The 13,438-nt window shown below is 43.3% G+C and carries 14 protein-coding genes; 4 read left to right on the top strand and 10 right to left on the bottom strand.

Annotated elements, in window-relative coordinates; all coding sequences use genetic code 11:
- Positions 1-364: 364 nt before the first annotated feature.
- The 9 genes from DFP82_RS14690 to pheA form a co-directional block, all read right to left on the bottom strand.
- Positions 365-511: a hypothetical protein gene (locus DFP82_RS14690; RefSeq protein WP_181416259.1), complete on the bottom strand. Its 147-nt coding sequence runs from the start codon at positions 509-511 to the stop codon at positions 365-367.
- 6 nt (positions 512-517) lie between these two features.
- Positions 518-1,180, bottom strand: a complete 663-nt coding sequence (locus tag DFP82_RS06275; RefSeq protein ID WP_110922883.1) for a hypothetical protein — start codon at positions 1,178-1,180, stop codon at positions 518-520.
- 106 nt (positions 1,181-1,286) lie between these two features.
- The gene (locus DFP82_RS14635) at positions 1,287-1,475 is read right to left on the bottom strand and encodes a hypothetical protein (RefSeq protein ID WP_146221328.1); all 189 of its coding nucleotides are present in this window, start codon (positions 1,473-1,475) and stop codon (positions 1,287-1,289) included.
- A 221-nt stretch (positions 1,476-1,696) separates the two neighbouring features.
- Positions 1,697-2,248: a 2-amino-4-hydroxy-6-hydroxymethyldihydropteridine diphosphokinase gene (locus DFP82_RS06280; protein ID WP_245905657.1), complete on the bottom strand. Its 552-nt coding sequence runs from the start codon at positions 2,246-2,248 to the stop codon at positions 1,697-1,699.
- Positions 2,223-2,660 (bottom strand): dihydroneopterin aldolase, encoded by a 438-nt coding sequence (gene folB, locus DFP82_RS06285; RefSeq protein WP_110922884.1) that lies wholly within the window; start codon positions 2,658-2,660, stop codon positions 2,223-2,225. The genes DFP82_RS06280 and folB overlap by 26 nt, the downstream gene beginning before the upstream one ends.
- Positions 2,661-2,711: 51 nt before the next feature.
- A complete protein-coding gene (rarD, locus tag DFP82_RS06290; protein WP_110923091.1) occupies positions 2,712-3,674 on the bottom strand; it encodes an EamA family transporter RarD in 963 nt (320 codons plus the stop codon).
- Positions 3,675-3,879: 205 nt separating this feature from the next.
- On the bottom strand, positions 3,880-6,234 hold the full coding sequence (locus DFP82_RS06295) for a bifunctional prephenate dehydrogenase/3-phosphoshikimate 1-carboxyvinyltransferase (RefSeq protein WP_342767468.1): 2,355 nt from the start codon (positions 6,232-6,234) through the stop codon (positions 3,880-3,882).
- A gap of 112 nt (positions 6,235-6,346) precedes the next feature.
- Positions 6,347-7,489 carry a histidinol-phosphate transaminase gene (gene hisC / locus DFP82_RS06300; RefSeq protein WP_110922885.1) on the bottom strand — a complete coding sequence of 381 codons (1,143 nt, stop codon included), beginning with the start codon at positions 7,487-7,489 and terminating at the stop codon, positions 6,347-6,349.
- Between the two features lie 135 nt (positions 7,490-7,624).
- Positions 7,625-8,806 (bottom strand): prephenate dehydratase, encoded by a 1,182-nt coding sequence (gene pheA, locus DFP82_RS06305; protein WP_110922886.1) that lies wholly within the window; start codon positions 8,804-8,806, stop codon positions 7,625-7,627.
- Positions 8,807-9,326: 520 nt separating this feature from the next.
- Between pheA and DFP82_RS06310 the strand changes: the two genes are divergently transcribed.
- Positions 9,327-10,268: a transaldolase gene (locus DFP82_RS06310; RefSeq protein ID WP_110922887.1), complete on the top strand. Its 942-nt coding sequence runs from the start codon at positions 9,327-9,329 to the stop codon at positions 10,266-10,268.
- 163 nt (positions 10,269-10,431) lie between these two features.
- The gene (locus tag DFP82_RS06315; RefSeq protein ID WP_110922888.1) at positions 10,432-10,929 is read left to right on the top strand and encodes a hypothetical protein; all 498 of its coding nucleotides are present in this window, start codon (positions 10,432-10,434) and stop codon (positions 10,927-10,929) included.
- A gap of 82 nt (positions 10,930-11,011) precedes the next feature.
- Here DFP82_RS06315 and DFP82_RS06320 read toward each other — a convergent pair whose 3' ends face one another.
- Entirely contained in the window at positions 11,012-11,527 is a 516-nt protein-coding gene (locus tag DFP82_RS06320; protein WP_425450596.1) for an adenine phosphoribosyltransferase, read from the bottom strand.
- Positions 11,528-11,932: 405 nt separating this feature from the next.
- Between DFP82_RS06320 and DFP82_RS06325 the strand changes: the two genes are divergently transcribed.
- Together DFP82_RS06325 and DFP82_RS06330 are read left to right on the top strand one after the other, a co-directional pair.
- Positions 11,933-12,097, top strand: coding sequence for a rubredoxin (locus DFP82_RS06325; protein WP_110922890.1), 165 nt, complete (start codon positions 11,933-11,935; stop codon positions 12,095-12,097).
- Between the two features lie 27 nt (positions 12,098-12,124).
- The gene (locus tag DFP82_RS06330; protein WP_110922891.1) at positions 12,125-13,174 is read left to right on the top strand and encodes an alpha/beta fold hydrolase; all 1,050 of its coding nucleotides are present in this window, start codon (positions 12,125-12,127) and stop codon (positions 13,172-13,174) included.
- The last annotated feature ends 264 nt before the right edge of the window (positions 13,175-13,438 follow it).

Here is a 13,438-nt window from a genome sequence, read left to right on the forward strand (position 1 = left end):
TTCGATCATAATGCAGATACAATAATATCAGTCAGTGCTAACGATAGCACTTGTGAAACTGAAGTCATTGAGTAGGAGGCTATTGAAAGCATATCTAAGACAAGAAAAAGAAAGGAGACAAGCTTAATGATTAATTTCGGCGAGCGTTATGCAACTTAACTTCTTCATCATATTCAATGGTCATGGTTTTGGGCTTAAATAATGAGCTGCAAGATGATAACGGTAGCAAGCACAAAGCCAGTAGTACCGGTTTGAGGAAGGATTTTATGGTCATGTGAGGTTTTCTCTAATAGTGAGAGTGATTTATTATTCTTGTTTACACCGCTTGCATAGAACAATCTGATGCTAATGAGTCAAATTGGTCCTATACTGTCCAACCCTCAGGCACAGGAGTCCAGTTGGAGTTGGTGAAGTCATCTGTTTTTTCATCATAGCCATATCGAACATCCCAATACACGTTATCTGCTAATAGGGCATAAGTAGCTTTTTGTTGATTAGTTAAATCTGACATAATTTGTTACTCCTGATTTTCGAGAATCGCTATAGGCTTATTAATTTTTTGTAAATGAGGTTTTTGATGACTTTGTAGCTCTATCTTTTCATTCCATATAAGACTTCTTTTATTTAAGGGATTGGGAAATAATCCCCAATCTTTAATACCTACTGGATTAAGGATATTCATACTATTGAAATTTACGATTTCGTTAGCACTAGTTTTGATAAATTCACCTTTAACATTAATTGCTACTATGCATAGCTGTATTTTTTTCGCACCTACTTTTCTACAATTAACAGAGTTCGGTATGTTATTAACATCTGAATAAGGTAATCCCCCAACTACATACCACTTATCTTGATATTTATTAATTAGCATAATATCTTCTTGAAAATAAACCGATTTTCGCCCCACCCCCTCAAAGCCCGTATCCCAGCTAATCTCCACTTCTTTAGGCTTATAACTGCTCTCTAGACCACCAGGATCGCCTAATGCGCCTAATGCGCCTGAATATCGGTAATAATGTCTTGTGATATGTACCCATATCATCTCACCATCGTGAAGCTTGACCTCTTCATCGTATTCGATGGTCATCGTTTTGGGTTTAAATAATGAGCTACACGCACAGAGTGGTAGCAGGGTTATGGCTAGCAATAACGGTCTAAATAAGGATTTTAATGTCATGTGATGTTTTCTCTAATAGTGAGAGTGATTTATTATTCTTGTTTACGCCGCTTGCATAGAATAATCTGACGCTAATGAGTCAAACTGACCCAATACTGTCCAACCCTCAGGCACAGGTGTCCAATTGGCGTTTACCAACGGTAAAATTAGTTAACTTGGGATTAACGACGACTGAATGTCCTAACGGCATATTTGCTACAGGATATTTGTCTTCAGTCAAGGATTGAAGATGCTCGGAAGGGGATTTATCACAGGCAGACAAAGTAAACATCATGAGTATGATTGCTAAACTCATGATTGGTTTTATCTTCAGAAAATTAATGAGTTTTTGCATGAACGGAAGAATTTCAGAGATAATTAGTAACTAATACTAACAATTGTTTACATACGTGTATAGTTTTTTAGTTTGCGATTACTACACAGATGAAATTGATATTGTTTTAAAAAACGAGGATTTTCAAGCAAGAAGAATCTGGCAGGCACTAACCATGGGAATACGGGTAATAAACCACTAAATTAAAAACGATCCGAAACTAACTCCTCAACCCCTGCGCGTTCATGCGCTTTAAATGGATAGCGATCTGCCATGATTAGCCATTCGGATTTTTGATTAGACGATGAATTATTGCTTAGGCTATTTTTATCAGTAACTACTTCTATCAACAGAATATCGATATCCATCGTAACTTTTTTGACTGACGTTTTTGCTACTGCCAAACGTTCTCTACCACACTCGCCTTCCATCTGCTTAAACAACGCTTGTAACTGTTGCAATATCGCAGGTTTGGCCAAACGTAAACAGGCACATTGATTGGTATAGTCAGGTTTCGGTAGCTCGATAGTCGCTGTAAAGTCAGGATTTTGAAACGGCGTTGATAACTGTATTTCGCCTAGGGCTGCTAAATCCTTACGAACACGTGGCAAGTGCTTATCGGCTTGGTAATTACTGCCCAATGCTAATATCACCGCCGTCACAGACTGCGCTTGCAGCTGTTCAGGCAGGCATTGTTTTAGCGTTGCTAAATTCAAATCCATTGATACTTTATGCATCATCGGCTTGGCTGTCATTAACTTCTTTGGCAGCTTCTTTAGTAGTTAGCTCGTCTGTTGACGCTGGCGCATAGCGCGTGATTTGCACCCCAACCGCATCCGCTTGTGCAATAGCAGTTGGCTTAGCAACACTTAACGTGATTTTATGACAAGCATATTTTGTGAGCAATTTATCCACGATAAGACCTGCCAAATGCTCAAGCAGTTTCGCTTTAATCTCTTTACACCACTCGCTGACATCATCGCAGACTGCTTTATAGTTCAGTGCATCATCGACATCATCTGACACAGCAGCAGCGCTAATATCCGTTTCCAGCGCGATATCAATCAGCAGCGGTTGCGTAATCGCCCGCTCCCACTCGTAGACACCGATGACGGCCTCTACTTTTAGACCTTTTACAAATACCACATCAGATTCAGTATGAAACATGCTCTCATCCTTGCTTGCTAAATGTTTAATTAGAGTTTTGAACTCAGTTTTTTATTTGGTTTGCTGCAGTGCTTCTTCACGCAAACGTGCCGCTTTTAATGCCTTACTAGGGCGATGGCGCCATAAATCAATGCTGAATAGTAGCAGACCTAGCCAAATCAAGCCAAAGACCGCTAAACGATGTAAGTCAAATGGCTCTTTATAATAGAACACAGCCAAAAAGAAAATAAAGGTTGGGGTCAGATAATTCATAAAGCTTAAAATACTAAACGCGACCATCTTAGTCGACTTATTAAATAGCAGTAAAGGTATCAATGTAATCGGGCCCGCAATCATTAATAGCCATATGTTTGAGGTGAACCAAAAGCTCAACTGGCTACTGACCACATCCGATTGCCAAAACCACCAAAGAAAAATAGGGACGAGCATCGTAGTTTCGATAAACATCGCATCGACAGGCGTTAGCGGTGTTTGACGCTGAATCGTACCATAGGTACTGAAACTAAAGGCTAGCACAAGCGATAGCCACGGTAAACTACCGATCATAACCACTTGAATGACCACAGATAACAGTGCAAATCCGATAGCAACCCACTGCAAGCGTCGCAGGCGCTCTTTGAACAAAATCATCGATAGCGCGACACCAACGAGCGGGCCAATAAAGTAACCCAAACTCGCCTCAAGGATACGATCATGATTGACCGCCCATACGTATGTGAGCCAGTTAGTCGCAATGATAATACCTGATATAAAAGTTAATGCGATCCATTTTGGATTTTGCTTCAGGGTATCTATCCATTGCCAACGCTTGGTCACGACCACTACGATGAGTAAACATGCAAACGTCCAAACAATACGATGACCGATAATTTCTGTCGCATTGTAGGCAGCTAGCTGTTTGAAATAAAGGGGAAAAGCGCCCCAAATACAGAAAGCGATAAGTGCAGTGATAATACCGCTTCTCGTCGTTTTGATAGGGATTACGGGTTTTTTGACAACATTCTGGGTGGTCATAATACAATACAACGTGTTAGAGCAAAGCGCGATCTCACCTGCTTCTACGAACAATAGAAGTATCAAAGCAAGAACGCAGGGTTACTACAGATAAGGTAAAAAGTAAAAAAGCAATGCGTTGATACCAGTTTGGGCATCAACACATTGCTAACGATAAACGCTGTTTTAAAAAACTATTTTACGTAAAGCTCAATCAATAATCATACTAGGCATTAGTGCTATCAACTTGGATAGACATACCAATATGATTGGCCAATTCTGCAAATCCTGGGAAGCTGGTATTAACAGTCTCAACCCCTTCGATAGTGATCTGCTCAGACGCACGCAAACTAGCAACAGCGAAACTCATGGCAATACGGTGGTCATGGTGCGAGATAATGTGACCACCACCGAATACAGGCTGGCTGTTATTGACTTCGCCGTTCTCGCTTTCTGTGCCTTGACCCTCAATAATTAGCCCATCTTCTGTAACGGTACAATCAATACCGAGAGTGCGCAACCCTTCAGCCATGACCGCAATACGATCAGATTCTTTAACGCGCAACTCTTTGGCACCAGTCAATACCGTACGGCCTTTTGCACAGCTAGCAGCGATAAACAATACTGGGAACTCATCAATCGCCAACGGTACGAGATGCTCTGGTATCTCAATACCCACTAAGTTTGAACCACGAATCGTAATATCAGCGACTGGTTCGCCACCGACATGAGTCTCATTGCTCAAGCTAATATCAGCCTGCATCAGCTTTAAGATATCGATGATGCCCGTACGCGTAGGATTGATACCCACTTGTGTTAAGGTCAACTCGCTCCCTTGGCTAATCGCAGCAGCGACCATAAAGAATGCCGCAGAGGAGATATCAGCAGGCACAGCGATATCACCGCCTGTTAGCTGACCACCGCCTGTGACACTGATACGATTGCCTTCTACTGTCACTGGATAACCAAAGGCTGAAAGCATACGCTCGGTATGGTCGCGGCTGACTTCAGGTTGGATGACAGTCGTTGTGCCCTCGCTCCACAGTCCCGCCAGCAATAAGCAAGACTTGACCTGTGCAGATGCTACTGGCATATCATATTCCGCACCTTGCAGTGGCTTACCAACCGTATCACGACCAGTGATGCTAAGTGGTGCAGTACCACTATGCCCTGTGCTTTGAATCACAGCACCCATGGCGCGAAGTGGTGCAGCCACACGTTCCATCGGACGTTTGTTTAAACTGGTATCACCTGTCAATACGCTATCAAAGGGTTGTGCCGCCAAGATACCCGATAGCAGACGCATACTGGTGCCTGAGTTGCCCATATATAACGGCGTCTTGCTTGGTTTGAGTCCATTCATACCAACACCATGAATGGTCAATTTGCCGTTATCAGGCCCTTCAATCGTCACACCCATGTCACGAAATGCTTGCAAGGTCGCAAGCGCGTCTTCCCCTTCCAAAAACCCAGTGACATGCGTGATACCTGTTGCAAGGCTGCCAAGCATGATACTGCGATGAGAGATAGACTTGTCACCAGGAATGGTGATGGTGCCTGAAACGGTATTGCTAGGAGTAATATTATAAGATGCTGACATGGCAGAAGTATCCGTATAAGGGGTGCTGGCTAACATATGGCCAAAATGTCGCCGTGCGGCTTGCGCTCGGCCTAAAAGTCCCATCAGGGCGGTTGAATCTTTATCAATGATAAGCTGACGCATGGTCTGTAGATAGACGCCATACTCATCAAGGGCGCTAACAATCGCGCTTTCGTTGGCAAAAAATATATCGTGCCACATTTTAGGATCACTGGCAGCAATGCGGCTGAAATCACGAAAGCCGCCCGCTGCATAGCGAAACATATCTAAATTATCATCATGACTGGCTAACTGCTCAACCAGATTAAAAGCGAGCAAATGCGGCAAATGACTGGTATGCGCTAAGATCGAATCATGATGCTCGGCTTCCATTGCCATCACGCTAGCACCCACTGCTTCCCATAACCATCGTAGCTTATCTATCGCGACGATACTGGTCGTCGGTAGCTCACAGATAATAACGCTATGGTTGGCAAATAAAGTGGCGCGTCTGGCATGATATCCTGAATTCTCAGCACCAGCAATCGGATGCGCTGGCACTAGTCCTGTCGGTAGCGAACCAAACACCGATTTGGCGGCATCGATGATATTGACCTTGGTACTACAAACATCACTAATAATGCAATCAGTCGCCAGTTGTCCATTGTCCATCGCAGTTTTGATATCGACGAGCACTGCTTGTACAGCTTGTACTGGCACAGCGATGACGATCAGATCACTACCAGCGACCACATCGCTCAATGCTGAGCTACCCGCGTCTAACAAGCCATGTTGAATGGCCTCCTCGATGCTTGGCGCGTGTCTATCAACAGCGACCAAACGCTCACTGAGACCATTGTCTTTGATGGCTTGAGCAAGACTGGCACCAATGAGTCCAAGTCCAATGACACAAACTTGCTTGAATCGTGGCATCTGCATATTGGTAAGCGATTTTTTATTATTTTGTTGACTGTCTTTTTGGCTATTCACGGCTTTTCTCATTGAACAAATTAACGTCCGTTTAGATATATCAGTTTCAAAAAAACTCACGTGCTTGTTATAAAGCTAAGGATAGTTTGACTTACTTTAAAAATACACGAATAGTATTTATTATTTAATCGTCAGTTAAAATAGAGCGTAACGTATCGATCAAGCGTAGATTGTCTTCTGCTAAACCAACAGTGATACGTAGCCAGTTATGTAGACCATAAGCAGCTAATGGACGGATGATAACACCTTGCTCTAGTAACGCTTCATGGATAGAAGCAGCAGTTATGTCTTCCATTTCAACCTCTATTTTTACCATAATAAAGTTAGCATGTGACTTGATAAACCCTAACCCTAGCGCATCAAACTGCTTTTCCAACCAACGCATTTGCTCATCATTCATCAGACGCGTTCTTTCAATAAAGTCCTGATCTGCAAGTGCGGCGGCTGCGGCTGCCAAACCGATACGACTGACATTAAATGGCTGACGAATACGGTTCAGTAGATCAGCAACGGCGACTGAGCTCAGTGCGTAACCTACGCGCAAGCCAGCCAATCCATACGCTTTGGAGAAAGTACGTACGATGACGACATTATCAAACTCGTCGAGCAGCGCCCGATTGTTACTTTCAGGGCTGTACTCGATATAGGCTTCATCTAGCACCACCAAGACTGAGCTTGGCACACTCGCCACAAACGCATGCAACTCTTTATGCGCAAGCTGAGTACCCGTTGGGTTATTAGGATTAGCAATGAACACGAGCTTAGTATTAGGATTGTCTTGAACTGCTTGGCTCATCGCTTTTAGATCATGACCAAAGCGCTGTGCAGGTACTTCAACATCCATAGCACCCTGCATCTTCGCTAGCATCGAATACACCACAAAGGCATATTGACTATAAACGATGGCATCACCAGCACCAACAAAGCTACGCGCCAAGATATCAAGCAAATCATCAGAGCCATTACCCAAGGTGATTTGGTCGACATTCACATCATTAAAATCAGCCAATGCTTGCTTGAGATAGTAACCATTACCATCAGGATAGCGTGCCAACTGACCTAGTTGCTCAGTAATCGCTAGCGTGACCTTCGGCGAGCACCCTACTGGATTCTCATTACTCGCAAGCTTCACCACATCTGAGATGCCATATTCACGCGTGAGTTCTTCTACTGGCTTGCCTGTCTGATAAGGTGCCAATGATAAAATACTGGCATAGGCAGGTACAAGCGGTGACAAGCTTGACTCTATCGACTGAGATGATTGCATGATTTATCCTTAGATGTGAGAACGCATCTATTATGGGTTAAGCCTGTGAATCTTAGTGGTGGCCAGTTGTTATACGCTACGACTTAAAGGCAATAGCTTAAAGACAATAGCGTATAACGATAGCGCTTAAGAAATTTATAATACTGCTTTTGGATATGAGCCCAACACGCGTAAATCCTTCACTAATGGACGGATATCGTTGATGGCAGCGCTGACATTTGGATTGTCAATATGACCGTCCATATCAATAAAGAAAACGTATGCCCACTTATTAGGACGTTCAGGACGTGTTTCGATACTGGTCATAGACACGCCATGATAAGACAATGGCTTGAGTATCTCGATTAGCGCACCTGCTTTATCATGGGCAGAGACGACGATAGAGGTTTTGTCTTGTCCTGATGGCGCAATCGCTTCATGACCAATGATGAGGAAACGTGTGGTATTACTTGGATTGTCTTCGATGTTTGAGTAGAGCTTATGTAGGTCATACTCTGCCGCCGCTACATCACCGGCAATCGCAGCTGAGTGCCATTCGTTTTTCAGACGACGTGCTGCTTCACCATTACTCGATACAGCAACACGCTCAACATTAGGGAAATTCACATCGAGCCAATGACGACACTGTGCCAATGATTGCTGATGAGAATAGATACGGCTTAGCGCCTCTACCTTAGTGTGTTCAGCGACCAAGAAGTTCTGATGAATAGGCAGCTCAACTTCACCAATGATCTTTAAGGTAGACGATAAGAAGCCATCTAAAGTATGGTTGACCACACCTTCTGAAGAGTTTTCAACAGGTACCACACCATACATCGCTGTACCCGCTTCCACTTCACGGAACACATCAGTAATGGTCGTCATCGGTACCGTATCAGCAGCCTTGCCAAAATGTTTGAGCGCGGCAGCATGCGTAAAGGTGCCAACAGGTCCCAAGAACGCAATGCGTTGCGGCGCTTCTAAATCTAAGCAAACTGACATGATTTCACGGAACAAACGTGCCATCTTTTCATCAGCGATTGGGCCCGCGTTACGCTCCATGACGGCTTTTAGCACTTGCGCTTCGCGCTCAGGGCGATAAAAAATGGGATTGCTACTTTCGGTCGCAGAGCTATTAGCAATATGGTTTTTCTTGACTGCAGCCACTTGCTGAGCCAGCTTGGCACGATTATTGATCAACGTCTGAATTTCGCAGTCTACTGCATCGATGTTTTGACGGATATTATTCAAAAACTCTTTTTCAGTCGCGGTATCGCTAGTGCCTGCAATGCCCTGATTTAGGTTGTCTATATTTTGCTCTGGTGACTGCTCACTCATTACCGCCCATCCTTTTTCTAATATTATTACTGAGTTTTATAACTGTTAGGTACTGCTAATAAATACTAATATATTGGTTCTAAATGCTTGGCGTATCGTCAAAATTCATAAACGTTTAGGTAGCAGCTATGAAGTTATCGTTATTGAGATAAAGCATTCTAGCAATAATGCTTAAGATAAATAAAATTCCATCGAATAATCTATCAAAAACACGTTAACTGCCTAAACCTGTCTAGCACTGTTACGACAGGCCAACGACACGTCAGCTAGCAAATGTAGCGGCCAAACCACTGACCCGCTCTACTATAACAAAAACTATGGTCAGTGCCCATGTGTAAATACGTGTAAACCCGCGAATATTAGCAAAGTTATAAGATATGACAGAAATGCACGGTCAAACTATGGGGCAATATTGGCTCAAAACTGTGTTACAGTTTAAAACCAACAACAGATAGCACTATAAATAAGAAAACAACCAATTAATAAATGGCATTATAAATTGAAAAATAAAGGACATTAGATGAACGCATTACAACAGCTTCGTACCATGACCACCATTGTCGCTGATACCGGAGACCTTACCGCCATTGCGCGTCTAAAACCTATCGATGCAACCACCAACCCAAGCTTAATCACCAAGGCACTCATCCATCCTGACAATCAAGGCATGCTATCAGAAACCATGAGCCGCCATAATGGCGATATAGATGCTGTGATTGACGCACTTACCATTCAGATCGGCTGTGATATTCTAGAACTCATCGAAGGCCGAGTATCTACCGAAGTCGATGCCCGCTTGTCTTATGACACTCAAGCGACGATTGATAAAGCCTTAGCGTTTATGGATGCTTACCAAAAGGCAGGTATCAACTCAGACCGTGTGTTGATTAAGATGGCCGCGACTTGGCAAGGCATTGAAGCCGCACGCTATCTTGAGACCCAAAATATCCACTGTAATCTGACACTATTGTTTGGACAGCACCAAGCGATTGCCTGTGCCGATGCTGGCGTAACACTGATATCACCATTCGTGGGCCGTATTCTAGACTGGCAAAAACGCCAACAGAATCGCCAAAACGTGCCAGCCTCTGACGACATGGGCGTACAGTCAGTGAAGCGTATCTACCAATACTACAAACAGCATGACTATTATACCCAAGTCATGGGTGCAAGTTTCCGCTCAACAGAGCAGATACTGGCGCTAGCAGGTTGTGACCTATTGACCATTGCACCTAATCTCATTGATGAACTCGCAGCGATGGACACTGAAGTCGTGCAGCAGCTGTCATCGAGCATGTCATTGGATATGGCAGATATGACCCGTGTGAGCTTGACCCACGAAGAGTTCAGTGCAGCCTATCAAAAAGATACGGTCACACAAGACTTACTACCAAAAGGTATCGATGGTTTTATCAATGCGCGTGATGAGCTTGCTAAGATGCTAGCGACTATACGCAGTTAAGACACGAAGTTAAGATTCACAATCACTGATGCAGTCACTGACGCAGCCACTAATAGCGATAATACTCTGCAAACTGTAACAACAGGCAATAAAAGAAAGTTGCCTGCTAATAGCAAGTTGGCTATTATGGCCCATTTCCAACAACCAGAAGCAAGGCTTGATTATGAAGCGGCTATCAATGTTATTAGTAAGCGGTGCTCTCGCAGTCAGTGCGCATGCAGTGGACTGGTCAAAAGTATCAGAGAGTCAAACTGGATCAATTTTTAGCTTAGACTTGGAATCTATCGAAGGCTCCGACATCAATATCATAGACGAAAAAGACGTCGAAAATATTACCGTGTCTATTCGTCGAACCTATCCTACACAAACGAATGAGCCAAAAGAAGATAACGCAAAAAAAGACAACGTCAAGAAAGACAAAGCAAAAAAAGACAATATTCATCATAGCGACCAGCAACTACTAATCTCTTGCAAAGATGCCAGTTACTACAGACGTGCCTATGTGAACTACGGGGCTAAAGATAAAGTACTGGCCTCTTGGCAGTCAGAAAAGCCAATACTAACCACCAAAGACTTTAAAACCACGACACCCAATACAGTCGGACGGACATTGGTAGAGCAAGCTTGTGAAAACTACGAGCAAACCAAAGAGACCGCTTAAAATAAAAAAGCGCGCTGATATTATTCAGCGCGCTTTTTTATTTTAAATACTTAGCGTTTATTTTAGCTTGTAAATACTACTGCTAAGCTTTCAACACCGTATAAGTCGGTACTGGAAACTCACCATGCAAATCAACCAAGTCTAGCAATACCAAAGCGCCGACGACAGTATGTTCTGCTGAGCGGCACAGCTCATAAGCCGTGGTTAACGTACCACCAGTCGCTAAGATGTCGTCAACCAGTAATACACGCTCAGGTGGCAAATTGTTTTGCATTTCCAGCGTATCTTTACCATACTCTAAAGCATAGGCTTTATTTGCAACAGGTGGTGGCAGCTTACCGGGTTTACGTAGCAAAATCATACCTTTGCCCAATCGACCTGCCAGCAAACTTGCAAAAACAAACCCACGTGCTTCTACAGCCCCAAAACAATCTACCTCGTCCATCAACCCTTCTGGCAGTACGGCAAGTAATGCATCAATGACCTCGTTGATATGACTGCGTAGTAACGGTGTAATATCATAAAAATCAATGCCAACTTTTGGGAAGTTTGGTACTGTGCGAATAACTTGCCAAAATGGATGATCGGTATTGAGCATATTAGACGGCTCGTTTTCGGTGTTTGTAGATGTAGCAGCGGCACTAGTGCTCATGGACAACCCTTAGCTTATATGACTTAGACAATAACTGAATAGTAACTGGACGATAATATATCAACGATAAATGATGGCTAATACGGTGAGTTTAGTGGCAGTCATTATAGCATAATCGATATTAGCATCTAGGCTAGGCTCTGAGGCTCGTCGCTTCTCAATTCGGGACAGAACAAACATCCTTATTGATACAAGCAAAGCAATCTCAATATACAAGTGTAAACTTAACTACGAAAATCACGGTTATATGCTAAACTACGTGCGCTTTCGCAGTCTAATATAATGACTGTAATCCCAAATATAAGTGTCAATAGCGCACTGTAACACTAGTAATGATCGATAGGACTATTTATGAAACGTTATGAATGTATTGTCTGTGGCTGGATATATGATGAAGAGCTCGGCTGCCCAGAAGAAGGAATCGCACCAGGTACCAAATGGGATGACATCCCTGATGACTGGACGTGCCCAGAGTGCGGTGTAGGCAAGCTTGATTTTGAGATGATTGAGCTGTAGTAGACGACTCGTTAATTAGGACACTTCATGACTATATCAAATGATATCAATAATGCCAAAGTAAGTGCCAAACCATCTGTAAGCCTTGATGACAGCGTAGGGAACTACCCCACTGCTGAATGGCAAAAGTTTGGCGCGCATCAATGGTGCGATTCTGACTTGAGCAAACACCTGTATCAATCGATGATTAACATCGGTGACGGGATTGAACTCTGTGTCGAGGCTGGTGGTAATCCTAATAATCCACCACTGCTAATGATTATGGGGCTTGGCTCACAGATGATATTTTGGCCAGATAGCTTCATCAAGCGCCTTATTGATGCGGGATTCTTTGTGATTCGTTTTGATAATCGTGATATTGGCTTGTCCTCTAAAGTTCAGATTGAAGGCCTACCGCGTATCAGTCAGCTAAAAATGATGATGCGTTTGCAAACAGGTCTGTCTAATAAGAGCACGCAAGTTGCTTATAATTTGACTGATATGGCAGAGGATACCGTGCGCTTGATTAAGGCACTGCAGTTGGGTAAAACACACATTCTAGGTGCATCTATGGGTGGTATGATTGCTCAAATCGTGGCGGCACGTTATCCGAGCCTAGTACAACGCATGGCATTGATGTTTACCACGACCAACCGTGCCTTCTTAAAACCACCAAAACCAAAGCAGCTATATACACTCATTAATCGTCCTGAAAGCCATTCTGAGCGTGATATTGTGCGTCATAGTGTCTGGTTTATGAAGACAGTCGGCACACCTGGACATGTCAATGTGCGTATGGTGCGTGAAATTGCCAAAATTCGCTATCAACGCAATTTTCATCCGCTCGGTACGGTGCAACAGCTCAACGCTATTTTGGCATCAGGTTCTATCAGCCGATTTAGCAAACAAGTCAAAGCACCGACTATCGTGCTACATGGTAGCGCAGATGGCTTAATTCCTGCGTCACAGGGCCGAGTCGTTGCCAAGACCATTCCTAATGCCACATTCCATCTAATCGAAGGAATGGCACATGACATTCCTGAGTACTACCAGCCATATATGGTTGATTTGATTGGCTCGCACTTATTAGAAAAATAGTTTTTTAAAGCACTAGGGCGTGTCTTCATTTCAAAAATGGTGATAAAAATGAGATAAATTGCCGTCAAACAAGAAAAATAGCGCAGATAATATCGGGATATTAACCAGCTATTTGACGATGTTTGGCAAGATTTAGCCATTTTTAGCCCATTTAGATGACTATCGAGTGAATTGAAGACACGCCATAGTAGCTTAACGGCTTCACATAAAAAAGAGTGTAAAGCCTATCATCAACTCATAGGGCTACACTCTTTTTTATTGCTA

This window comes from Psychrobacter fozii, from assembly GCF_003217155.1.
Taxonomy (GTDB): domain Bacteria; phylum Pseudomonadota; class Gammaproteobacteria; order Pseudomonadales; family Moraxellaceae; genus Psychrobacter; species Psychrobacter fozii.

What these genes read in the sequence shown, in the direction of transcription:
- pheA (WP_110922886.1), bottom strand. Translation starts at nt 8,806, where the DNA reads ATGAGTGAGCAGTCACCAGAGCAAAATATAGACAACCTAAATCAGGGC.
- DFP82_RS14635 (WP_146221328.1), bottom strand. Translation starts at nt 1,475, where the DNA reads ATGAGTTTAGCAATCATACTCATGATGTTTACTTTGTCTGCCTGTGAT.
- DFP82_RS06310 (WP_110922887.1), top strand. Translation starts at nt 9,327, where the DNA reads ATGAACGCATTACAACAGCTTCGTACCATGACCACCATTGTCGCTGAT.
- DFP82_RS06315 (WP_110922888.1), top strand. Translation starts at nt 10,432, where the DNA reads ATGAAGCGGCTATCAATGTTATTAGTAAGCGGTGCTCTCGCAGTCAGT.
- DFP82_RS06330 (WP_110922891.1), top strand. Translation starts at nt 12,125, where the DNA reads ATGACTATATCAAATGATATCAATAATGCCAAAGTAAGTGCCAAACCA.
- DFP82_RS14690 (WP_181416259.1), bottom strand. Translation starts at nt 511, where the DNA reads ATGTCAGATTTAACTAATCAACAAAAAGCTACTTATGCCCTATTAGCA.
- folB (WP_110922884.1), bottom strand. Translation starts at nt 2,660, where the DNA reads ATGTTTCATACTGAATCTGATGTGGTATTTGTAAAAGGTCTAAAAGTA.
- hisC (WP_110922885.1), bottom strand. Translation starts at nt 7,489, where the DNA reads ATGCAATCATCTCAGTCGATAGAGTCAAGCTTGTCACCGCTTGTACCT.
- DFP82_RS06280 (WP_245905657.1), bottom strand. Translation starts at nt 2,248, where the DNA reads ATGACAGCCAAGCCGATGATGCATAAAGTATCAATGGATTTGAATTTA.
- DFP82_RS06275 (WP_110922883.1), bottom strand. Translation starts at nt 1,180, where the DNA reads ATGACATTAAAATCCTTATTTAGACCGTTATTGCTAGCCATAACCCTG.
- DFP82_RS06320 (WP_425450596.1), bottom strand. Translation starts at nt 11,527, where the DNA reads ATGCTCAATACCGATCATCCATTTTGGCAAGTTATTCGCACAGTACCA.
- DFP82_RS06325 (WP_110922890.1), top strand. Translation starts at nt 11,933, where the DNA reads ATGAAACGTTATGAATGTATTGTCTGTGGCTGGATATATGATGAAGAG.
- rarD (WP_110923091.1), bottom strand. Translation starts at nt 3,674, where the DNA reads ATGACCACCCAGAATGTTGTCAAAAAACCCGTAATCCCTATCAAAACG.
- DFP82_RS06295 (WP_342767468.1), bottom strand. Translation starts at nt 6,234, where the DNA reads ATGAGAAAAGCCGTGAATAGCCAAAAAGACAGTCAACAAAATAATAAA.